At 69.4% G+C, this 22153-nt stretch carries 18 protein-coding genes; 10 read left to right on the top strand and 8 right to left on the bottom strand.

Translation table 11 applies throughout. From position 1 onward, the window contains the following. Positions 1-30: 30 nt before the first annotated feature. Positions 31-765, top strand: coding sequence for a response regulator transcription factor (locus tag AB0950_RS37830; RefSeq protein ID WP_366780501.1), 735 nt, complete (start codon positions 31-33; stop codon positions 763-765). Between the two features lie 73 nt (positions 766-838). On the opposite strand, the gene AB0950_RS37835 is transcribed toward AB0950_RS37830, so the two are convergent. Both AB0950_RS37835 and mptB read right to left on the bottom strand, forming a co-directional pair. Then, positions 839-1462, bottom strand: a complete 624-nt coding sequence (locus AB0950_RS37835; protein ID WP_366780502.1) for a hypothetical protein — start codon at positions 1460-1462, stop codon at positions 839-841. Between the two features lie 897 nt (positions 1463-2359). After that, positions 2360-3610 carry a polyprenol phosphomannose-dependent alpha 1,6 mannosyltransferase MptB gene (mptB, locus tag AB0950_RS37840; RefSeq protein WP_360162109.1) on the bottom strand — a complete coding sequence of 417 codons (1251 nt, stop codon included), beginning with the start codon at positions 3608-3610 and terminating at the stop codon, positions 2360-2362. A gap of 879 nt (positions 3611-4489) precedes the next feature. On the opposite strand from mptB, the gene AB0950_RS37845 reads away from it, so the two are divergent. After that, positions 4490-6736 (top strand): bifunctional glycosyltransferase family 2 protein/CDP-glycerol:glycerophosphate glycerophosphotransferase, encoded by a 2247-nt coding sequence (locus AB0950_RS37845; RefSeq protein WP_366780503.1) that lies wholly within the window; start codon positions 4490-4492, stop codon positions 6734-6736. A 12-nt stretch (positions 6737-6748) separates the two neighbouring features. Here AB0950_RS37845 and AB0950_RS37850 read toward each other — a convergent pair whose 3' ends face one another. Beyond that, the gene (locus tag AB0950_RS37850) at positions 6749-8362 is read right to left on the bottom strand and encodes a glycosyltransferase family 2 protein (protein WP_360162113.1); all 1614 of its coding nucleotides are present in this window, start codon (positions 8360-8362) and stop codon (positions 6749-6751) included. 786 nt (positions 8363-9148) lie between these two features. Here AB0950_RS37850 and AB0950_RS37855 point away from each other — a divergent pair. Beyond that, positions 9149-10054, top strand: a complete 906-nt coding sequence (locus AB0950_RS37855) for a M56 family metallopeptidase (RefSeq protein ID WP_360162115.1) — start codon at positions 9149-9151, stop codon at positions 10052-10054. A 127-nt stretch (positions 10055-10181) separates the two neighbouring features. Here AB0950_RS37855 and AB0950_RS37860 read toward each other — a convergent pair whose 3' ends face one another. Beyond that, positions 10182-10562 (bottom strand): BlaI/MecI/CopY family transcriptional regulator, encoded by a 381-nt coding sequence (locus tag AB0950_RS37860; protein ID WP_360162117.1) that lies wholly within the window; start codon positions 10560-10562, stop codon positions 10182-10184. A 232-nt stretch (positions 10563-10794) separates the two neighbouring features. Between AB0950_RS37860 and AB0950_RS37865 the strand changes: the two genes are divergently transcribed. The 5 genes from AB0950_RS37865 (at position 10795) to AB0950_RS37885 (ending at position 15922) form a co-directional block, all read left to right on the top strand. Beyond that, the gene (locus tag AB0950_RS37865) at positions 10795-13263 is read left to right on the top strand and encodes a transglycosylase domain-containing protein (protein WP_366780505.1); all 2469 of its coding nucleotides are present in this window, start codon (positions 10795-10797) and stop codon (positions 13261-13263) included. A gap of 191 nt (positions 13264-13454) precedes the next feature. After that, a complete protein-coding gene (locus tag AB0950_RS37870) occupies positions 13455-13589 on the top strand; it encodes a hypothetical protein (RefSeq protein WP_360162121.1) in 135 nt (44 codons plus the stop codon). Between the two features lie 270 nt (positions 13590-13859). Then, the gene (locus AB0950_RS37875; RefSeq protein WP_366780506.1) at positions 13860-14708 is read left to right on the top strand and encodes a DedA family protein; all 849 of its coding nucleotides are present in this window, start codon (positions 13860-13862) and stop codon (positions 14706-14708) included. A 3-nt stretch (positions 14709-14711) separates the two neighbouring features. After that, positions 14712-14927: a hypothetical protein gene (locus tag AB0950_RS37880; protein ID WP_366780507.1), complete on the top strand. Its 216-nt coding sequence runs from the start codon at positions 14712-14714 to the stop codon at positions 14925-14927. Between the two features lie 344 nt (positions 14928-15271). Next, on the top strand, positions 15272-15922 hold the full coding sequence (locus tag AB0950_RS37885) for a phosphatase PAP2 family protein (protein ID WP_366780509.1): 651 nt from the start codon (positions 15272-15274) through the stop codon (positions 15920-15922). 85 nt (positions 15923-16007) lie between these two features. Here the strand turns inward: AB0950_RS37885 and AB0950_RS37890 are convergent, their stop codons facing one another. The 4 genes from AB0950_RS37890 to AB0950_RS37905 form a co-directional block, all read right to left on the bottom strand. After that, positions 16008-16664 carry a hypothetical protein gene (locus AB0950_RS37890; protein WP_366780510.1) on the bottom strand — a complete coding sequence of 219 codons (657 nt, stop codon included), beginning with the start codon at positions 16662-16664 and terminating at the stop codon, positions 16008-16010. Positions 16665-17451: 787 nt separating this feature from the next. Continuing rightward, positions 17452-18120 (bottom strand): DedA family protein, encoded by a 669-nt coding sequence (locus AB0950_RS37895; RefSeq protein ID WP_360162131.1) that lies wholly within the window; start codon positions 18118-18120, stop codon positions 17452-17454. Positions 18121-18197: 77 nt separating this feature from the next. Beyond that, positions 18198-18983, bottom strand: a complete 786-nt coding sequence (locus AB0950_RS37900) for a polysaccharide deacetylase family protein (protein WP_366780511.1) — start codon at positions 18981-18983, stop codon at positions 18198-18200. After that, positions 18980-20365 (bottom strand): glycosyltransferase, encoded by a 1386-nt coding sequence (locus tag AB0950_RS37905; RefSeq protein ID WP_366780512.1) that lies wholly within the window; start codon positions 20363-20365, stop codon positions 18980-18982. Before AB0950_RS37905 ends, AB0950_RS37900 begins: the two co-directional genes overlap by 4 nt. 141 nt (positions 20366-20506) lie before the next feature. Between AB0950_RS37905 and AB0950_RS37910 the strand changes: the two genes are divergently transcribed. Continuing rightward, the gene (locus tag AB0950_RS37910; protein ID WP_366780513.1) at positions 20507-20935 is read left to right on the top strand and encodes a BlaI/MecI/CopY family transcriptional regulator; all 429 of its coding nucleotides are present in this window, start codon (positions 20507-20509) and stop codon (positions 20933-20935) included. 5 nt (positions 20936-20940) lie between these two features. After that, positions 20941-21951, top strand: coding sequence for a M56 family metallopeptidase (locus AB0950_RS37915; RefSeq protein WP_360162139.1), 1011 nt, complete (start codon positions 20941-20943; stop codon positions 21949-21951). Positions 21952-22153: the final 202 nt, after the last annotated feature.

The following is a 22153-nucleotide window of genomic DNA, read 5'->3' on the forward strand; positions in this document are numbered from 1 at the left end:
GTCACCCCGCCTCCGCCCTACGCTGTGGCCATGGGCACGCCCGCCGCACCGGACCGCAGCCGCCTCCGCGTCCTCGTCGTGGAGGATGACGACACCATCGGACGCCACCTGGAAACCGGCCTGCGCGTCAACGGCTATGCCCCCACCTGGAACCGCACCGGCGCCTCGGCCCTGGCCGAGGCCACCCGCACCGCCTACGACGCCGTACTCCTGGACCTCGGCCTGCCCGACCTCGACGGACTGGACCTCGCCCGCACCCTGCGCGCCCGCTTCCCCGACCTGCTGATCGTGATCCTCACCGCCCGCACCGACGACATCGACGTCATCGCCGGCCTCGACGCAGGCGCCGACGACTACCTCGTCAAACCCTTCAGCCTCACCGTCCTGCTGGCACGCCTCCGCGCCCACCTGCGCCGCCAGACGATCACGTCAGCACCACAGCAACCACTACGGCTCGGCGACCTAGTCATCGACACCACGTCCCGCCGCTGCACACTCCACGGCACGGACGTCCCCTTGCGGCCGAAGGAGTTCGACCTGCTCACCCTTCTCGCCCGGAGCCCCGGCACCGCCGTCTCACGAGAGTCCCTGATGGCACAGGTGTGGGACGAGAACTGGTTCGGCCCCACCAAGACCCTGGACGTCACCATGGCCGGCCTGCGCCGACGTCTCACCCAGGCCGCCGAGGAGTCCGCCCGCCCTTGCCGGCTGCCTCACATCACGACGCTGCGAGGACACGGCTACCGCCTGGAGTGCGGCCCCTAGCGGTTCACACCGCCGCACGCCTCCTCGCCGAAACGGTTGCAGCTGCTACCACAACAGGACTTCCCATCAGGACCTACGCCTTCGGGGTGAGTTGTTTGGCGATCCTCAGGAGTTCGGCTTCGCGGAGGTCCTGATCCGTGGTGTTCACGATGAATGTGTAGGTCCCGTTCGTCCATGTCACAGTGTTATTGGAGTCCGGGGTGAGTCCACCGGTCCACCCGTGGATGGACTCCGGAGCACCTGCGGCACTCACTGTGAGTTTTCCTGCGATTTGCGTGATGCTCAGAGATGCTTTGGCCGAGGCGCGGTGGTAGAAACGGGTCCAGGCGGGGCCCGAGCGCTGGGTCCGAATGAATGGTGGCAGCAGGTCATGCTGGCTGAAGTCGCTCCACTGCAGATGAGTGGCCGGCGAATAGCCTGGCGGGAGATATCGCGGGTTGGCCAGTCGCTTCTGGACGAAGGGGGCAATGGTCCAGCCGTCACCGGCATCTACCAGTCGCCGTGTTCCCAGCGGTGACTGCAGCTTCGTGGTGATCTTCTCATCGATCCTGTTGCACTGAGGACGGAGATCGACATCGCTTTCCTGCAGTTCCAAGGTGACGGAATCGTGGGATTCACTCGCCACCAAGCGGGGCGGGTCCTGCTGGCATGGGGCCCGGCTCTCCAGGGTGGTGATGGTGCGGCCGTCACCGCTCACCAAAACCTCCCCCAAGGCCCCCTCCCCATGCCTGCGATCCTGCATGATCGATGCAGTGGCGGCAATGGCGAGAGTAGCCCCTACGGCAACGGCACACATGATGAGTAGGGTCCGATGGAGCCTCTTCGGGTTCACGGTCGCGCTCCAAAGTGGACGAGCCAGCTCTTTGGCTTCATTGGATAGGTTGTGTAGCCCTCGGAGCGACACTCCCGCTTCACACCACAGGGTTCAACGGCTCGTCCAAGTCAAACAGAGGAGGGGGCGGCTCACCAGGGTGCTCCTCCTCTCACCAGGCCGTATAGGTTGCGATGAGCGTAGCCTGGCTCACCGCCACGGGCCCCTCTACCTCTCACGTGCCCGAGACTTGACATCCAGGCGTAAGCCCAGCCGGCCGGCGTCAGCCTGGCTCATGCACTTATCCAGGTGGAATGGAGGAGGTTGTTCGGGTCGGCATTACGGCCACCGGTGCAGCGTTTGCGCGACTCGTAGCCAAGCCGTGACGGCGACAAGTGCGCACCTTCATAAAGGTGTCGACCTCGTGGCCATCTCCGTCCACCCGTGATATTCCTCACGCATGGCGCGCTGTTGGAAGTGACCCCGACGGGGTTATGGCGCCGATCTTCCGGGGGGAGATACCCAGGCGCCGACGTTCAGGGCAGGCTCGGTCTCCTCCCGTGACCGGGTCTGCCTCTGCTTTTCAGGGTGTGCCGAGAGAACCGTGTGCCGGTCGGTGAGTGAGCCTGACGGGCCGGGCATGTCGCCTGGGTCGGGGTCACGTACACCGTCTCGGCGCCGCGCTCGACAGGCTCGGCGAGTCGGAGCGGACCGCCGTGGGGGTCCCTTTGCCCGCCCTCTTCCCTGTGGCCGGGCCCTCGGCGACCGGCGCGGCATGGCCTCTCACCACGTCCAGCCGTGCCCGCCGCTGTTGTGGGACAGGGCCAGAACGGCGGTGGTCACGGCGAGGTACCGAGTCGGGCGGCCCTGGCCGAACAGGGCCGCCATAGCCCAGGCCAGAGCGGTGTACCAGGGCATCGACCATGGTGCCGCGAGGACCCAGGCGAAGGCCAGCGCGAACGGCAGGGCGCCGACGGTGGGGGCGTGCGGGGCGGTACGGCGGTGGAGCAGCCACGCCAGCGCGATCATCACTACTGGCCACAGCACACCGACAATTGCCGTAGCCGTGCGAGGGCCCAGGACCGCGGCACCGAACTGATCGAACACCGCCCACAACGAGGGTGCGGAGACCAGTCGGGAGGCAGCGGAGAGCGGGGCCAGGGCGTGCGCGCCGTACGCTCCGTAGACGGCGGCCAGAGTCAGCGCGCCCCCGCATGCCTGCCGGAGGGCCGGTCGCCAGGTGCCCGAGCGCAGCAGCGGCCAGGCCAACCCGGCGCCGAGGAGGCAGGCACTGATCTTGACGCCGCAGGAGAGGCCGACCAGCGCTCCCACGATCAGGTCGTGGTGCCATCGGGTGGCTTTGCGAGCGAGGTGGACCGCGCAGACGGCCAGGCCCGCGACGAGGGTGTCCAGGTGCCCGCCCCCGACCAGCACGCCGATCAGCAGCGGGTTCACGCTCCACAGCAGGGCCGCCCGAACCGGGTCGTCGGCGGTACGCAGCAGCAGGTAGCCGGTGCCCGCGAAGACGGCGGCGTTCGCGAGCATCAGTGCCCATATCGTCAGCCATGGCCGCTCCTGGCCGACGAACGCCGCTGTGGCCTGCCACCAGGTCGCCACCGGCCCGTATACGGAAGGTGTGTTCCGCCACGCCTGGCTCACCAGGTGGGCGTACGCGCCGCCCAGTTGGGCGGGTGTCGTCACGTACGGGTCACCGCCGAGCGCCGCGATACGGCCGTACGAGGCATAGCTGGCCATGTCCGAGGAGCCGACCGGGGTGAGGTTGGCGACGGCCAGCGCGGCCAGCGCACCGAGCCGCACCAGGAGACGGGCATCGGGTCTCCAGCCCTGCTCATGGGCCCTGAGCATGCTCAGCGCGCCCCAGCACGACAGCACGATCGCCGCGATCGTGACCGTCTGCGAGGCCGTGTCGGGCATGGCGGGCAACCGGAGCCAGGTGATCGGCGCCCTGAGCGTGTTGTGGTTGGGCGCGCTCGCGCCGACCAGAGCGAACAGCGCGATACCGGCCCCGGCCATCCACACCGCTGGGCGTGGTGTGGATGGCCGGTCGACGACCATCGGTTTTCGCGAGGGAGTTCTCCGCATCGGGTCCGCGAGACGCAGGACCCACTCACTGTGGTTGGCCGTCAAGGTCACTCTCCGGGGTGTTGCTTCACTTCGCGGCGAGGACCGCCGTGACGATCTTGCACACCCGCCGCCACATCGCCCGGTAGGTGATGAACCAGCTGTTGGGGTTTGTTCTTACGCCATGTAAACGGCGAAGCGCCGCTGAGTCTGTCACTGCCTCGTGCGGACCACGCAAACCGGTGCCCGTGCGGCATCTCCGGCCATCGGGGAAGCCTCGGGCGTGCCCCCCACGCACCTCGCCGCCGGAAAGTCCGCCAGAGGCCGGTCCGTAAACTGCCCGGCCAGTTCTGCACTCTTTCATCCTTTCAGGTGGTGTCTTGGCTGGGGTTCTGGGCACGGTGACCCTGCGATCCGGGATCTCCCAGTCGGCTGTCACCTTCGCCGGCTCGCCGCCCCACTGTAACTCCTACATCATGTAGGACTAATGTGTGCACGAGACGCCGCCACGTGCCGCGTACAGGTGTGCGCCTGAGCTGGTGCGCATCTGCCAACAGCCGCCTGTTCTTGACCCGGAAAGGTGCGAGATGACTTCACGGACGTGGCGAAGAGCCGTCAGTGGAACGGTGCCCACGCCGCAGACAATGCCCGTGACCGGCATCGCGACGCGAGCCGCTGAACCGCACCGGACCGTCGCGTCCGGTACCTCGATCCACCTCCTGTACGCATGCCGCGGCACCCCCGGGATCTGCGCGGGAAGGGGCCCGCGTGTAGGTCATGACCCGGTCCGGGCGTGGCACACGGACACACTGACACCTGCCTGGAGGACATGTGGCATCAAATGACGGCCCAGCCGCACAGCCGTCCGAGAAGGCGGTGTTCATCAGTGTGGTCCTGCCCGTATACCGGGTGCAGGAGTATCTGGCGGAGTGCCTGGACTCCATCCTCGGGTCGCCGGAGCCTTCCGGGGCCATCGAGGTCGTGGCGGTCGACGACTGTTCCCCGGACGGCAGCGGTGCCCTTCTCGACGAGTACGCGGCCCGGGACCCTCGACTGCGCGTGGTGCACCTGCCGGAGAACGTCGGGCTAGGCCGGGCGCGCCGAGAGGGCCTGACCCGGGCCACGGGCGACTACGTGTGGTTCGTCGACAGCGATGACCGGCTGACCCGCGGTGCGCTGGCCGCGGTCGCCGAGCGGCTGCGGCAGACCAGCCCCGACGTGCTTCTCGTCGACCACGCTCTGGTCAACCCGGACGGGAGCGTGGAGCGCAACGCGCGCTCGCATCTCTTCAGGGACGCCCCCGAGACGTTCACGCTCGCGGAGCGGCCCAGCACCCTGGACCTCATCATGACCGCATGGAGCAGGGTGCTGCGACGGGAGTTCCTTCTCGGCCTGGAGGTGGACTTCGGACCCGGGTACTACGAGGACATCTCCGTCACGTACCCCGTGTTGCTGGCCGCCCTCCGGCTCAGCATGCTCGACCGGGTCTGCTACCACTACCGGCGAGGGCGCGAGGGCGCGATCACCAACACCTCCAGCCCAAAGCACTTCGATCTCTTCGGTCAGTACGAACAGATCTTCGCCTTCATCGACCGAGCGGCCGTGACCGCCGAGCCGTTCCGCAAGGCGGTCTTCGACCGCACCGTGCGCCACGCGACGACCGTGCTCGCCACCCTCGGACTGGTGCCGGAGGACCTGCGACGCGATTTCTTCCGACGGACGGCGGAACACTTTCGGCGGTTCCGGCCCCGTGACTACCCGTACCCATCCGGGCTGCGTGGTCTGCAGTACCGGCTGGTAGAGCGAGGCGCCTACCCCGCCTATGCGGTGCTGGTCCCGGTGAACCGGCTTCGTCTCGCGTTGCGGGCCAGCCTCGGCCGGTTGCGCCGTGCCGCGCGGCGGACGCCCCGGCTTGTTGCAACGGCGCTGCGGCGGGCCTACTACCGCGCCTGCCTGCTGCTTCCCGCCGACGGCACCCTCGCCGTCTACGCCGCCTACTGGAACCGCGGTTACGCCTGCAATCCCGCGGCCATCTTCGAGAAGGCCCGCGAGCTCGCGCCCGGCATCCGTGGGGTGTGGGTGGTCGCGAAGGACGGGGCGGATTCCGTCCCACCGGGCGTCGAGTATGTGGTGGAGGGATCGCCCCGCTGGCTGCGAACGATGGCACGGGCAAAGTACCTGGTCAACAACGTCAACTTTCCGTATGAGCTGCCCAAGCGGCGTGGTGCCGTGTTGGTGCAGACCCAGCACGGCACGCCCCTGAAGAAGATGGGGACCGATCTGCGGGACCACCCCGCTGCCGCACGGGGTATGAACTTCGACCGGTTGGCCGAACAGTGCGGCCGGTGGGACTTCCTGGTCTCGCCGAACCCGCATACCACCGAGGTGTTCACCAGGGTCTACCCCGGAGGTTACGAGGTGCTCGAGACGGGCTACCCGCGCGTCGATCGGCTGGTCAATGCCTCACCGGACCGAGTGAACCGTATCCGGGGGAAACTTGGCATCGCCCCCGGGCAGACCGCCGTCCTCTACGCGCCCACCCACCGCGACCACGAGGAGGAGCCGGCGCTTCCGCTGGACGTGCAGCGGTTTGCCGATCAACTCGGTCACGACCATGTCCTGCTGGTGCGCTCGCACTACTTCGACACTCACCGGATGCCCCAGTCGAAGACCATCGTGGACGTCTCGTCCCATCCCTCGATTGAAGACCTGTGTATAGCCGCCGATGTCCTGATCACCGACTACTCCTCGGTGATGTTCGACTACGCCGCCCTGGGCAGACCCATTCTGATCTACGCTCCCGACTGGGAGCCGTACCAGCGCTCACGAGGGGTCTACTTCGACCTCCTGGCCGAGGGTCCCGGAGCGGTCGCCACCACGCAGGAACAGCTCGTCAAGGTGTTCCGCAGCGGCGAGCACACGGGGCCGGGAGCGGCCGGACGGCTGGCCGCTTTCCGGGAGCGCTTCTGCCCGTACGACGACGGGCGGGCGGCCGAGCGCGTGGTGCGCAGGGTCTTCCTGGGGAAGCGGGTCGGGGCGCCGGTAGACTCGAATGGCCCTACGACCGCCGGGAGTTGACCTCGATACTGGTTAGCGCCGCACGCGGCGGGCGAGCCGTCCCGCGAGCACGGTGCGCATCCCGACGAGGCCATCGGCGACGCGCACCGCTAGACACCCACTGTTGGCGGCGTAGGGCTGGAGCAGGAGCACCCGCCCCCGGCGGCCGACCCGCACCGTCCGGCCGAGGCCGGATCCGGCACGCAGTGGCCTCGTAACCGGCTCACCGTCCCCGAAGGTCAGGGTCACCCAGGCGTCCCAGGTGGTGATGGTGCGGTGTGCGCAAAGCACCTCGGCGTCGACGGCGACGACGGCACGCCAGCCCTGTTCGCCCTGCTCGGCCTCCCACACCGCCTCGTACCGGTGTGTCAGGCCCGTCACCCGGTGACGCAGCTCCACGGCCGCCCGCTCGGGGCCGGCGGCCGCGATCCTGCCATAGAGGTCGGGCAGCCGTAGATCGAGCAGGAGCCGACGTCCTGCCCTCACGTCCGCGGCGACATAGAACGGCAGTTGCACGACCGGGGCATCGCAGAGGCCGTCGAGCACGATCTCGTCCGCTCCATCAGAGGTGGATCCTGTCTCGTCCCACAGTGGTCGCCGCGCGTCACCGGCGTACGGTGGCGCCAGCCGCGGAGGGTTGGCGGCCAGCTCGGCGAGCCGCTGGAGCTTCGCGGCCTGCCGCTCGCGTCCGAGGAGCACCGCGGTGCGCCAGCGGGCGGCGGGTGTGGCGCGGCGTACGGCCTCCGCCTCGAAGGCGCGGATGTGTCCGCGGGAGATCTGCCACCAGGCATCCTGGTACTCCGGCGTACGCTGCGGCAGTTCGCCCAGATATACGGCGAGGTCGAACTCGAGAAACTTGGTCTGCGCGGCAATCAGTAGATCCTGGTCGCCGCTCTCCCGCATGATCTCCAGCACCTGCTGATGGGCGGAGACCCTGTCCTGCCAGTTCTGGATCCGGTCCCGGCGCAGCGAGATAGAGGCTTCGCCCGTTCCGTAGCGGACATGCCAGACGTAGACCCTCTCAGGGCTGACGGCGAGGCGCGGACGAGCCGCGTAGACCCGCGCGGTGAAGACGAAGTCCTCGTAGTGCGCCGCGCCGTCGGGGAACCGGATCCGCCGCGAGAGCAGGAAGTCACGACGGTAGATCTTGTTCACCGACAACGTGTCCCACAGCGTCTGCGGGCGCCCGGCCACTCCGTCGTGCACCGACTCTGTGGCGAACAGCTCCTCCTGCCAGGCGATGTCACGTCCACTGGGCAGCTCGCGCCGCACGCACAGCCCCGCCGCCACATCGGCGTCGTACTGCAGGGCGACGGCGAGCAGCGCGTCCACCCCATTCGGCGGCAGCACGTCGTCGCTGTCGAGGAAGACCAGCCACGGACAGCGGGCCGCGTCGATACCGTCGTTGCGCGGCGTGCCACAACCGCCGCTGTTGGTCTCACGGCGGATGATACGGACGCGCGGATTGTCGGCCGCGAGCTGTTCCAGGACACGGGACGTGCCGTCGGTGGAAGCGTCGTCGACGACAACGACCTCTCCCACCGCATCGCCCTGCGCAAGAGCCGAGGTCACTGCCTCCGTGACGTGCTCCGCGTCGTTGTAGGTGATGACGACCACTGTTACGACGGCACCGTTCACGCTGAACACCTCTTGCTCCTCTTCGTGCCGCCGTCGCTCGCGCCCTCCTGCCGACGCCGCAGTCGCGGGCCGGCGCGGGTGGGACCCGATGACTTCCTACATTATGTGAGACCAGCCTAGGGATGTCCTACATCGTGTGCTGCCGCACCGGTGCTACGGGCCGCCGTGGGCACCCCCACGATGTTCAGTCCGACCGCCAGGCCCGCGGCCGTCGACGGGCCTTGACCAGAGGAGCAGGCCGTGCGAGAGGTCGGCGTGCGTGGTACACCACCGACCAGGGCCGATCTGTGGAACGCCCGAGTTGGAGCGCAGTAATCCGCACCGGGCGAGATGACGAAGGAGTGGCGCCGAGCGCGACAGGCGCGTGCGAGGCACTGCCGGCTCCAGTCGAATCACCGGTCGACATGCCTAGCTGCTTCAGATAGCAGAACTCACGCACATCTTACCCGCCGAGGGTCGGACAGGCGGGGAACCGTGCTCTACTGAAGCGAGGATGCAAGGAGCGGACGTGGCAGAGAGTTGGCACATACCGTCGCACGACCACGCGCGGCACGACCTGCGGGTGCTCGGCACGTGGTCGGAGCGTTGATGGTCCCGCTGTGGGCGGGTGTGAAGGCGGTCACCGCACAGGCCCATACGCCCGCTGTCCAGGGAATCGCTTGCACCATAGTGCTCAGGGCTATGGCGCGAGGCGACGCCGTTCTGGCATGCCCCGCCGAGGCCATCGCCTCCGCAGACGAGGTGGTGCCGCGCGCGTTGCCCGACGCCCAGAACTGAGAGCTGACCGGAGTCGCCGTGCGCATCAGTGTCTATCTCCTCCTCTTGGCCTCTGCCGCGCTCGCTGTCCTGGGTACGCGCCTGGCGGGCCATTTGGCCCCGGCTGCCGTGGTGCGGACGCTGACCGGGCTGAGTGTCATCGCGACGGCCGCCATGGCGTGGGGCCTGACCGCCCTTGCGGTGGGCGGGCTGGGACGCACTGACGCTTTCCAGGACCGGGCACACAGCAATGCGGTCGCCCTGGCCATCGACGACCCCGTTCCCGTAGTCCTGGGGGTGCTGGCCGCCGGGCTGCTCGCGGGTGGGCTGCTGCGGACTTTCACGGTCGTACGCCGCCGATGGGCTGCGCTGCGCGCGCTTGCCCCGCTGAGGAAGCTACCCGCGGCGGGTGACTTGGTCGTGGTGGAGGCGGCTCGGCCGGACGCCTACGCGCTGCCGGGCCGACCGGAGCGGATCGTGGTGACGACCGCGATGCTGCGCGCCTTGCCCCGCGGCGAACACGCGGTGCTGCTGGCCCACGAACGCGCTCATCTGCTCCACCGACATCACCTCTATGCAGCGGTCGCCGAGGCTACTGCCGCCTGCAACCCACTGCTGCGGCCGGTGCGTGACCACATTGCCTTCCACATCGAACGCTGGGCGGATGAGGAAGCAGCCCATATGACCGGTAGCCGCCCGCTGACTGCCCGTTCCCTTGCCCGTGCCGCGCTCGCGGTCGCCGCCGCCCCTTGTGGGCCGCAGGCGGCCTTGGCCTATCTGGCGCACAAGGTCACCGCGCGCGTCGGTGCTCTGAGAGTCGAACGTCCGACAAGCCACTGGGCCGCGGCCCTGCCCGCAGCTGTGGTCACCGCCTTGACCAGCTTGGCCTCTGCGGAGGTCACCTACGACCTGGCCCGTTGCCTACACGTTCTGCACCTGTCCTGAAGGGCGCGCTGCGCACACCGGTCCAGGGCGCCTCCCCTGTGCCCAGTGGACGGCCAAAGGTGTGACCGACGCCGGGCCTGCGGATCCCTGAGCCCGAGGGTGGGCAGGAAGTTCCCTCCGGGCGGCGTCACTCGCCCGAGGCGAGAAGGGATCGCAGCGCGGCCTCGTCCGCGGGATCGAGGGTCTGGACGAAGTGTTGCAGCACGGCTGCGCGGTCGTGGCCACGGTCCAGTGCGGTCTTCATCTGCTCGGCGGACGCCTGGGCCGTTTCCTGGCGCGGGCGATAGGCGTGCGCCCGGCCAGCACGCTCGCGTTCGAGCATCCCCTTGGCGTGCAGCCGGCCCAGGACAGTGAGCACGGTCTTGTAGGCGAGCCCTGGTGCCAGGGCGGATTGGACGGCACCCGCGGTCATCGGCTCCCCGACGCTCCACAGCACCGCCATGATCTCGGCTTCCAGAGCCCCGCTCGCCCGGCGGTCGGCGTGTTCGCCGCCACTCTCGTGAGCCATTTCGACCTCCCGTTTCCCGCAGGCAGGCGCACCGGGTCCTACGCGGCGTGAGGCTTTGCCCATGGGTGGTCGCCGTCGGACACCGGGCGTTGGCTAATCTTACAACTCGTAGGAAACATCCAGGAGTGTCAGCCTGCTGCATGTCAGGTCTCTCGTCGCGCACGACGGCGGGGCGGCAGTGGCGGCATTGCAGTCGCGTGCGGGCCAGCACCTGGCCGAGGAGTGGCGAAACATGAGCGGACAGCGGCGTAAGCCCTCTGGGAGGACCGAGCCGTCCAGCCCGGGCGGCGTAGGCGACGGCGGCCGGGCTGCGGCGCGCAGGGCTGCCCGGGGCGCGGGCGGCCGCGGCCGCCGCGCGGCGGACACACGACGTGCGCAGGCCGGGCGCTCCGGCCGGCGCCGTCTCATCGACTACCCGCGGACCGGCAAGCGTGGCCTTCGGCGGTGGCTGCCCTCGTGGAAGCTGGTGTCCGGCACCTTCCTGCTGTTCTTCAGCGGCCTGGCGGGCTTGTTCGGGTACGCCTACGCCACGACGACCATTCCGAGCGCGAACCCGAGCACTCAGCTGCAGAGCAACACTTACTACTGGTCCGACGGCTCGGTGATGGCCACACAGGGGTCGACCAACCGGCAGAACGTCGACCTCGCCCAGGTCCCGAAGCTGGTGCAGTGGGACTTCCTCGCCGCGGAGAACGCCACCTTCTACACCGACCCCGGCGTCGACACGCAGGGCATGCTCCGGGCCGTCTACCACATGGCCACAGGGGGTGAGGTGCAGTCCGGGTCCACCATCACCCAGCAGTTCGTGAAGAACACCTACCTCAGCCAGAGCCAGTCGGTCACCCGCAAGCTCAGGGAGATCATGATCTCGCTGAAGATCGGTGGCCAGATGTCAAAGCAGCAGATCCTGCAGGGGTATCTCAACAGCTGTTACTACGGCCGGGACGCCTACGGCATCGAAGCAGCGGCCCGCGCCTACTACCACGTGCACGCCTCCCAGCTGACCGTCAGCCAGGGCGCCTTCATCGCCGCCGCGGTCAACGAGCCGAGCCTGCTGATGTACGCCGACACCGACCCGAAGGCCAAAGCGCAGGCCGAGGCCCGCTGGACGTACGTCCTGCAGCGCATGGCCAAGATCCACGAGATCACCGACGCCCAGGAACAGCAGTACCTGGCCGCCGGGTTCCCCACGCCCAAGCCGTACACGCCGTCGGCGGGGATGTCCGGACAGACCGGCTATCTGGTGGACACCGCGAAGAAGTACGTCGAGGCCCACTCGTCCATCTCCGAGCAGCAGCTCGGCCGCGGCGGCTACCAGATCTACACCACCTTCGACAAGAAGAAGGTGAACGCGCTGTCCGCGTCCGTCGCGGCCATGGAGAAGAAGCACCTCGCCCCCGCGGGCCGCTCGGCCGACAAGGACGTTCAGGTCGGCGCCGCGTCGATCGATCCGTCGACCGGCGCGGTCGTGGCCCTGTACGGCGGGCCGGGCTGGGACAAGGGCCACTGGACCGACAACGCCGACGCCACCGGCGTACCGGTCGGCTCCACCTTCAAGCCCATCGACCTGGCCGCCGCCCTCGACCACGGCGCCGTGCTCTCACCGGGCCAGCCGGCCTCGCCGATCACGCCGGAGTCCAAGTTCAACGGCGACGACGGCATCACCATCAGGAACCAGCAGGGCGAGCAGCTGCCCGACTCCGGTGACCCCACCGGGCTCCTGCACCAGCGCAACGACGTCCCCACCAAGTGGGGCTACATCACCCTGCGCAAGGCCATGGAGCAGTCGGTCAACACGCCCTACGTCCAGCTCGGCGAGTACGTCGGCTACGACAACGTGGAGAACGAAGCCCTCAAGGCGGGCCTGCTGCGCAAGAGCCTGCAGTACGACACCCCGGGCTTCTACATCGGCACCTCCACCCCCTCGGCGATCCGCATGGCCGACGCGTACGCCACCTTCGACGACGCCGGCGTCCAGCACGAGCCGTACTCGGTGACCAAGGTCATCGCCGACGGCCAGCAGTTGCCCGGCTTCGACAAACCCAAGGGCACCACGGCCATGCCCTCCTCGACCGCCGACACCGTCACCGACGTCCTCCAGGACGTCGTCAGGAACGGAACGGGCACCAACGCGCAGGCCCTGGGCCGACCGGTGGCCGGCAAGACCGGCACCACCGACGACTACAAGTCCGCCTGGTTCATCGGCTACACCCCGCAACTGGTCACATCGGTGGCCATGTTCAAGGAGAATCCGAAGAACTCCGGCCTGCAGTCGATGAAGGGCGTCGGCGGGTTCTCCAAGGTCTTCGGCGCCGACATGCCCACCGAGGTGTGGACCAACTACATGACCGCCGCCCTCCAGGGACAGCCCGTACGAAAGTTCCCGCCCGCACCCTCGTTGGGCCAGGGCGCCAACGAATTCGGCACCCCGTCGGCCACCCCCTCGCGCACCGCGAGCAGCCCCTCAGCCACCCCCACCACGTCGACCACACCGAGTTCCAGCAGCGGACCGTGCTACAGGCACAAGAAGCAGTGCGTCAGCCCGAGTCCGACCGACACCACCGGCACTACCACCGGCGGCACCACCAGCGGTGCGGGTGGCGGCGGGCTGCTCGGTGGCACCACCGGTGGCGCCACCTCACCCGCACCCACGACCAGCCCACCGGCGTCGGGCGGCTTCCGCAGGGGGGCGGCCGGCTGATCTGCCCGGCGGGCAGGCGGAGGTGCTTGAGCGGCGTCACGGCGGGCCCGTCGGCTGCCCGGCCCGTCGGTATGCCGCAGCGCGGGCGACGCTCTCGACATCTGAGCCGGTGAACGCCGTCAGCGCGATAGTCACCGAGATGAGACCGCTGGCCCAACCCAGGAAGTCCCCGGATGGGCTGGAGCCGCCGAGTGTGTCGCCCGAAGCCTCACTCTCTCGCCACGCGCTACCTGGTCCGCTACTTCGAGAACGGCACCCTCATCCCGTTCGCTCTTTACTGCTCGATGGCGGGCCTGGGCAGCTTCGCGCACTTCACCATCGGCTGACCGGGCGCCTGTTGCTGAGTGTCTGGGCATGCCTGCCGCGGACGGCATCCCGTACGTCATCGCGATGCCTGTTCCGTCGGCTGCGCCCGACTGGGCTATAACGGCCGCGCCGGGGCGGCATCGCGTGCAGAGCGGCCCTGCGTCCGTGGGCGGATCGGGTCCCCGGCTTGATTTGGGGCGGCCCTGGTGGGAGGAGCTACTACATGATGTAGAAATGAGCCTGGTAGTGGAGCTGCGCAGAGGGGAGGACCGTCGATGGCGCCAGGTCCCATGACCGTCGCAGGGGCACTTGATCCGCATGCGATGCTGGCGAGGTTCGGCGCCTGGGCCGTCCTGGTCGTTGTCTTCGCCGAGACGGGGTTGCCTGCCCTCGGCGTCTTCCTGCCCGGGGACACACTGCTCCTTCCGGCCGGGCTCGCGTGTTCGCTCAGCGTGCCGGGCGCGGGCCGGTTGTCGTTGCCGTTGGTGCTGCTGTGCGCGGGAGTGGGCTCCCTGGCGGGAGCGCAGACCGGGTTCTGGCTTGGCCGACGTGGTGTGCGGTCGATGCGCCTGCGCCAGCCGGAGGGGCGTAGGTGGGACCGTATGCAGCGGGCTGAGGCGCTGCTCGCGCGGTACGGACCCCGGCGGGCAGTCGTGCTGGGGCGGTTCGTGCCGGTGATACGCACCCTGGTTCACCCAGCTGCCGGACTGCTGGGCATGCCGGCGGCCTCCTTCACCCTGTGGCAGGCCGTGGCCGGACTCGCCTGGTCGCAGTCGCTTGTGCTGGCGGGGTACACCCTCGGGGAAACCGGGCGGCACGGAGCGGCTTACCTCGCTCCTGCCGTTGCCGCGGTTGTCGTGGCAGGTGTCCTGCCGAGCGCGGTCCAGTGGGTCCGGGCCCACCGGGCCCACCGCCGTCCGGTCGAGTCGGATCCTGTGGAGCCGGCGGCGGGCGTACCGTCCCTCTTCGCCGATCAAAGCCACAACGTGGCCGTCACTCATCAACTGCGCGAAGACCGATCCGGACACTTCGATGGCATGCCGTCCGCAGTCCAGCGCGCCGTCTACCAGGTGCTGATTCCAGCAGGAGCGAGCGACGTCGCCTTCTTCGAGTCAAACGCGTGGGAGAAGGACTCGTAGTACGTGCAGTTCACCACCACGCCTGCCGGGCTGAGAGATTTCTTGAGACGACTCGGCGTGAACCCCGCCGGCCTGAGAGTCGGCCGTGTCACGGTGACGGTCCCCGCCCGGCAGGCCGGACGCGTCCGCCGGAGCTTCTCGGCAGATCATCGCTGGGCGGGCATGACGCTGGCCGCGCGGGGCCTGTACCCGGCTCACGAGATCACCGGTGAATCTTGATCATTCGCACCGGCCCACCGTGTTCGTGGTGTCCCTGATCCGTTTCGTCCATGGTCGCAGAACAGCGTCACTTGCCCCCGCCTACCCCGCGTACTGACGGGACGGCTTCGCACGGGCAGCATCGGCGGCTAGTCCGAGCTTGAGGAGCATGCGGGCCGGGGCCTTCGATCATCGAGCTTCTACAACGTGTAGTAGATTGACCAGGCAGTTACCCTCCCGTCTCCGCGATATCAGCAGCATGTCATCGCGGAGGCGGGAGCAGGTCGGCATCGCGGACTCGAACCGCGTCGCCTCGTACCCATCCCGTGCTCACACGGCGTGCTCAAACGGAAGGACGTCTCGTTATGACCGCGGCCGCCACCGCGCAGTTGGCCTTCGACGGGTCCGGCATCGATGGCTCGTTGTTCACCTCCGTCACCGATTTCGCCCGCGACACGAAGTGGCTCAACACCCCGCTGGAGGTGTGGACCAACCTCGGCCTGGGCGTCTTCGCGGTGCTCATGGTCATGGGCTGGTGGTCCGCGCGCCGCCGCGGCACGCAGGCGATGACCGTTGCGCTGGCTGCGCCGGTCGCCGTCGTGACCGCCTTCGCCTGTGCCGAGGTGGTCAAGAAGATCATCGGTGAGGTGCGCCCCTGCCGGTCTATGCCGCATGCCTACTTCGTCGATGCCTGCCCGGCGCCGTCGGACTATGCCTTCCCGAGCGGGCACAGCACCGTGGCCGCTGCGACGGTGGCCGCGCTGTTCCTGCTGGACCGCCGCTTGAGCGCGATCGCGGCGGTGTTCGCCGTGGTCGAGGGTTTCACCCGGGTCTACGTCGGCGCCCACTACCCCCACGACGTCCTCGGCTCCGTGCTTCTCGCACTGCCCATCGCGTACCTCACAAGCCTGGCCCTGCGCCGCTGGGCCACGCCTCTGGTCGCGGCCCTGAGCGGAGGCGCGCTGCGACCGTTGCTGACGGCCGAACCCGCGGTCGCAACGCAGGCCGCTCGGTAGCCACACCGGTGGGGGCGGCGCGATGACCGCCCCGGGCAGACTTGCCGACAACGATCGAGTCCAAAGGCGGCACGTCACCCGGCCCTCAGCGGTGGATGATGCGCTCCTCTGCGCCGCTCGTGCTCCGGTAGGCCCGAAGCGTGCGGGATGCGGTGGGCCACGGCTGGGGGAGTGGCCGAAGCCGCCGCCAGTCGTACGGGGGATGCCCCAGCTTGGGACGCCGCCGGTCGTAACCGTTGATCACCGCCCAGCCTGCGACGCACGCCACGATCAGCACGCGGGCTGTGACATCGCCCGGGCGTGCGCCCGGCGCCAGCAAGCCGCCGACTCCAGCCGTCCACAGCCAGTACCCCAGCAGTGGACAGACCGCCAGCTGATGCCAGATCTTCGTCGGGGCGAGTGCCTGCCTGCGCGTGAAGAACCCTGCCCGCAGCTCTCTCCACCACTGGAGGAGACCGAAGCACAACCAGGCCCCGCTTGATGCCAGTCCCCACCACGGCCCTGCCGGACCACCCGGCGGCGCCGTACCTATACGCCACATCCCCAGCGCGACCGCCACGGCCAGCAGTGGGTCGCCGATCAGCACTGCCACGAATCCGGTCCGAAATCCCATCAGGCGGCGCTCCAGAAGTAGCGCGAGCAGCCACAGTCCACCGGGTGTGACAGCAAACACCGCGGCCGCGGCGGCCCAGGGGCCGTGCTCCAGCGGAACGCCCAGCCAGGGAAGGTAGTATCCGCTCACGACGGACATGATCCCAAGGCGCGCCCGCACTGATGCCCGAGCACACCGACGTCGGAGCGAGCCGGCCGGACGAGAGGCCGGTGACTGTAGTCGGCAGTCACGTCTCTGGGTTCGCGGCCAGTGCCGGCCCGCCACCCGACCACTTGGTCGGTTGTGAGTCGTCCGATCACGGGCCCCACCCCCGGTGGCTCTGATCCCGTCGCGCCGTCGCGGATTTCAGCTTGCTGCGCGGTTCCCGCGGACAGAGTCGGACAGCTTCGCCTTTGGCCTGGCAAGTCGCTGTGCAACAACTGCTCCAGCAGCTGCTCTTCCTCCGCCGACAGCTCCGACACAAGCCGGGCGGGCACGGCCGCACGGTCCTCGCCGTCGTGTGTCGTGTGACAGCGGTCCCGGTGGTCGTCACCCCGCAGGTCACTGCTGGGGCCGAATGGGGCGGTGCCCGACCGACCAGGAAGGAACCGGCCGTCGGGCCCGAGCGAGCCAGTATGCCCGGCGACGAGGGCGGCCAGAGTACCGAACAGGATCCACCTGCCCAGGCCGGCGGCCCCTGCGGGGCGGGAGTGGTCGCGGCGGCTCATGCAGGTCCGGGGGAGCCCGCCAAGCCGCGTGCCGGTGAGCCGTCGTGACCGAGCCTTGGACCGCGGTTGCAGCACGGGTATCGGCGCCGGCGTCCCGAGCCCGGCAGGGATCCCCGTGGCGGCCGCCGTGATCGTGGTTGTCGCTTTCTTTTCGGGCGCCGCCGTCTACACGCCGGGGCCCTCGGTGGCCGACCGCGCACAGGGGACGATCACCGCTGCTCTTCCTCAGACTTGGCGGCCCGGCGGCCGCGCAGAAACTCCACGAGAAGAGGCGTCAGCGACACGACGACGATCAGCGCGACCATCGGCAGCAGGTAGTGGTCGACGTTGGGAATGGATGAGCCCAACGCATACCCGGCCAGGATGATTCCCATCGTCCAGACCAGGCCGCCGGCCACCTGCCACTGCGTGAAGGTCCGCGTGGGGACCTCCAGCGCGCCCGCGATCGGGTTGAGGACCGTGCGTACCACCGGGATGAACCGGGCCAGGACGATGGCCTTGGCGTGCCCGTACCGCTCCAGCAGTTCCTCGGCCCGTTTCACGCCGTGGTGCAGCCGCGGCGACCGGCTGCGGGAAATCAGGGCCCCGCCCGCCTTGCGTCCGATGAGGAACCCGCACTGCGCCCCGGCCAGCGCGCCCACGGCCGCCGTGACCAGTAGCGGCGCAAGGGACAGTTTCACGGGTCGGTCCGCCGCTCCCGTGCACAGTAGGCCCGCGGTGAACAGCAGGGAATCGCCAGGCAGGAAGAACCCGACCAGCAGTCCCGTTTCGGCGAACAGGACCACGCCGACGCCCAGCACGCCGAAGGTGGCCAGCAGTGACTGGGCGTCGAGCACGTTCACGGCGAGCTGGGTCGTGAAGTGCAGCGGTGGGGTCACAGGGGCCAAGCCCTTTCTGAGGAGAAGTGGGCACCCAGGAGCGGACAGGCGTGGATGACTACAGCCAAGTAGACCGCCTACTGAACCGTAGACGACGAGGGGGGTGAGGGACGTTCCCGTCGGCATGCTTCCGGCTGCGGCCATCCGTGGTCGCGTAGCGGACCGGTCGAGTAACCCCGGTCCCCGCACGTGTCGAGGATCATGGGCAGTGCGCCGAGGGCCGAGTGCCAGGCGCCGGGGGCGGAGGTGCAGTCGGAGTCGTGGAGGAGGATCGTGCCGCCGCCGTCCAGGTCGTCGGTGACGGTGCGGTGGACGGAAGCCGGGGTGGCCCGTGCGGTCCAGTCCTCTCCCCAGGCGGTCCACAGGACCGGGGTGAGTCCGAGGCGGCGGGTCGCGAGGTGGGCGGCGGTGGACATGACTCCGTACGGGGGGCGGAAGAGCGTGGGCGGCCGGCCGGTCAGGTCGGCGACGAGGTCGCGGGCCCGAGCGAGGTCGTCGTGGGTGGCACGCGGTCCACGCAGGAGCAGGGGGCGGTGCAGCCAGCCGTGGATGCCGATCTCGTGGCCGGCGGCTGCAATCTCCCGGACCAGGGCGGGAGAGCGCCGTGCCTCGCTGCCGAGGACGAAGAAGGTGGCGTGAACCCCGCGGTCGGAGAGCAGTCGCAGGAAGTACGGGGTGGAGCGGGGGTCGGGTCCGTCGTCGAAGGTGAGGGCGACGTGGTCGGGGCGGCCCCGGCCCGACAAGCGGGGCATCAGGCGGTTGCGCAGTGGCCCGAAGGTGGAGATCACGGGGGCGGCATGTGCGGCGGCGAGAGTGGGCAGGGCCGCGACCGCGGCCGAGCGCAGCGTCCGGGGGATGTTCACGAGTGCTGTTCCCCCTGCCGGTGGGCGTGGTGACCCGCGAGGCGGTCCACAAGGCCGTTGCCGATGGCGTGCATGAGGCCCGGACCGTCGTACGTCGTTGCCATCCCCGTGCCGACGGAGCATGCCCACACAGCGGTGGCCACCGCGGCGGTGGCGGCCAGTCGACGCGGTCGCCTCCGCCGCGGCAGCGGGGGCTTTTGATCCCCGTTGGAGAGGCCCGTTCGATGCACGCGTGCGATCTCGGCCGCGGGGCCGCTGTTCGGGGTCTGGGCGAACAAGGCGAGGCCGGTCGCGCGCTGCTGCTCGCCGAGCGGACCGTCGATCAGGTCGCACAGAACCGCTTTGAGGTCGGCCGGGTCACGAATCCATGCGGCCGCACCTGCTTCGTCCAGGGCGGCCGCATTGGTCAGCCCATGCCCCGGTATGCAGCGGTAGCTGGCGACGGGCAGGCCCGAGGCGAACGCCTCCAGTGACGTGAGTCCACCGGCGTTCTGTACGAGGACGTCCGCGGCGTGCATCAGGCTGGGCATGTCGTCGACCCAGCCGTAGGCGTGCTCGATGCCGTCCGCGCGCAGTTGCTCGGCCAGAGTCTCGTTCCGGCCGCACACGACGACCGGGACGGCGGCGCCGCAGTCGCGCAGCTCGAGCGCGACCTTGCGGACCGGTCCGACGCCCCATGACCCGGCGACCAGAAGGGCGAGCGGGGCCTGCTGCGGCAGCCCGAACGCCGCCCGCGCCCGGGCCCGCTGCTCTGTGCCGCAGGGGCCGAACCGTGGGTCGGCGACCGGGCCGCACACCCGCACGTCCCGTGCCCCTGCCGTCCGCGCCTGGGCAGCGGGTATGGCATGGGCGGCCAGGTGGACGTCGACACCGTCCGCCACCCACAGGGGGTGTACCGAGAAGTCGGTCAGGTACGTCAGGACCGGAATGTGCAGGCGCTTCTTCAGGCGCAGGTTGCCCAGGACCCGGCTGGCTCCCGGGTAGGTCGAGACCACCGCTCCCGTGCCCTGGGGAAGGGCCCGCAGCACCCGGTCCTCGGCCGTGCGGAGCAGTGCACGCGCGATCGGCCCGCCACCTCCGGCCCGCTCGGTGCTGGAATAGATCCGCTGATAGACCCATGGCGCGCGGACGAGCATCCGGTGGTAGCCCTCCTGGACGGCGCGGCCCAGTTGGGCCGGCAGCAGTTCCAGCAGGTCCAACCGGTCGACCGTGAAGCCGTCCGCAGTGAGGCGTCGGGCGAGTTCGGCGGCCGCACCGTCGTGACCGGCTCCGACGCTAGCGGAGACGACGGCGATCCTGCCTGCGTGACGCGTTGCGGCCCGCTGCTGCGGAATCGCGCCCGCGAGGGCGACTCCAGGCGCCGTGCTTCCGGCGTGGGGCATGGGCTTTCCTCCGCAGCATGAAGGGAGCGAGAGAACTCTACGAGATGTAGTAGTCCGATCTTTGAAGCCGGAGCATACCTCCTACAAGTAGTAGTTGGCCGACGGGTAGCCTGTACAGAATCGACCGGAGGAAGGCGGACGGTGGAGGACCTAAGGCACGGGGGCACCCGAGGGGCAGCCGGCAGGCGGGCGCGCGGTGAGCTGGAGAGCGATGTGCTCGCCGCGCTCTGGGCCGCCGACGGACCTCTGACAGCACGTCAGGTCCGGGAGCAGTTGCCGGGCGACCTGGCCTACACGACCGTGCTGACGATCCTGACTCGGCTTCATGAGAAGGGCATGCTCGTGCGACACCGTGAGGGTCGCGGATACGCCTACGAGCCCGCCCGCGATGAGGCGTCCCACACTGCCCAGCGCATGCACTCCCTGCTCGAGGGCGGCTCCGACCGCGAGGCCGTGCTGGCCCGGTTCGTGTCGGAACTGTCGGCGCATGACGAGCACCTGCTGCACCAACTGCTGTCCGGCCACGACGAAACACCCACTGAGGGTGAGCGCTCCCGCGGGAAGCGGTGAGTCGGATGCTGGTCAGCGTCTACGTCCCGTTCGTCGTCACGGTCGTGCTGGCCGCGCTTGGACCGCGGCTTGCGCGCCGGCTGCCCCCGCGTCCCGCCGCCCGGGCGCTGGCCTGTGCCGCGCTCGTGACGGCCATCGGCTGGGCGGGGGCACTCGCCCTGCTGGCCTTCACCGGCGTGGCTCAGGTTCCGCAGGTCGCGGCTGAGGGCCAGTGGTCCGTTGCCGCGCTGCGCGCCGAGGACCCGGTGTACCGCATCGTCGCGGCCGTGAGCGCCCTGATGCTGGTCGTCGGTGTCGTCTCGCTGGTCGTGGCCGCCGTACGTCAGGTCCGTCACCTCGTGCGGGCACGGCGGGAATGCGCCCACCTTCCAGGAGACACGGACCTGGTGGTGGTGGACGACGACGCCCCACTGGCCTTCGCGCTGCCCGGCACGCCGGGACGCATCGTGGTCTCGCGGGGAATGCTGCGCTGTCTCGGTGACGGCGAACGTGAGGCCCTGCTCGCGCACGAGCGGGCGCATCTGCGCGGCCGGCACCACCTTTTCCAGAGCGTGTGGCGGCTCTCGGCGGCCTTGAACCCGTTGCTGCGGCCGTTGGCAGTCGCCGGCGGCTTCGTCCTGGAACGCTGGGCCGACGAAGAGGCCGCCGAGAGTGTCGGCGACCGCAAGATCGTCGCCCACGCCGTCGGCCGTGCGGCTCTGGCCTCGGGCGGGGCGCCACGTCCCATCGCCATGGCCGTAACCGGCGGTGCGGTACCCCAGCGGGTGCGGGCCCTGCTGGCCCCGCCTCCCGCACGCCGGAACCTGCCCTTCGTGGCGGGTGGCATCCTGCTGGCCGTGTGCTGCGCCAGCCTGGCCAACGCCGCATCCGACAGCGACCACATGGTGGACAGCGCGCACTGGGCGCAGTGCGCGGTGCGCGCCGGCACCGCCGGCGTGCCGTCGCAGCATCGACACACGTCCGACTCCTGTTGCGCGGGTCACGAGCGTCAGGAGAGCAGGGAGGACCGACCGTAACCGGTACGAGTCCCGCGCTCACTCTGTCGCCGACGTGGTGTCGCCCTCGTCAACTGGCCGGACCGCAAGGATCGGCCGGAGGGGCCGTAGCCCCTCCGGCCGGTGCGTTAGAAGCCATCTCATTTGGTGAGCCTGCGGTAGCAGATGAGGGTGCAGGCGATGCTGGTGAAGGCGAGGAAGTGCTCGGCTTTGCGCTCGTAGC

The sequence above is a fragment of the Streptomyces sp. NPDC007189 genome (assembly GCF_040703635.1).
Classification (GTDB): Bacteria; Actinomycetota; Actinomycetes; order Streptomycetales; family Streptomycetaceae; genus Streptomyces.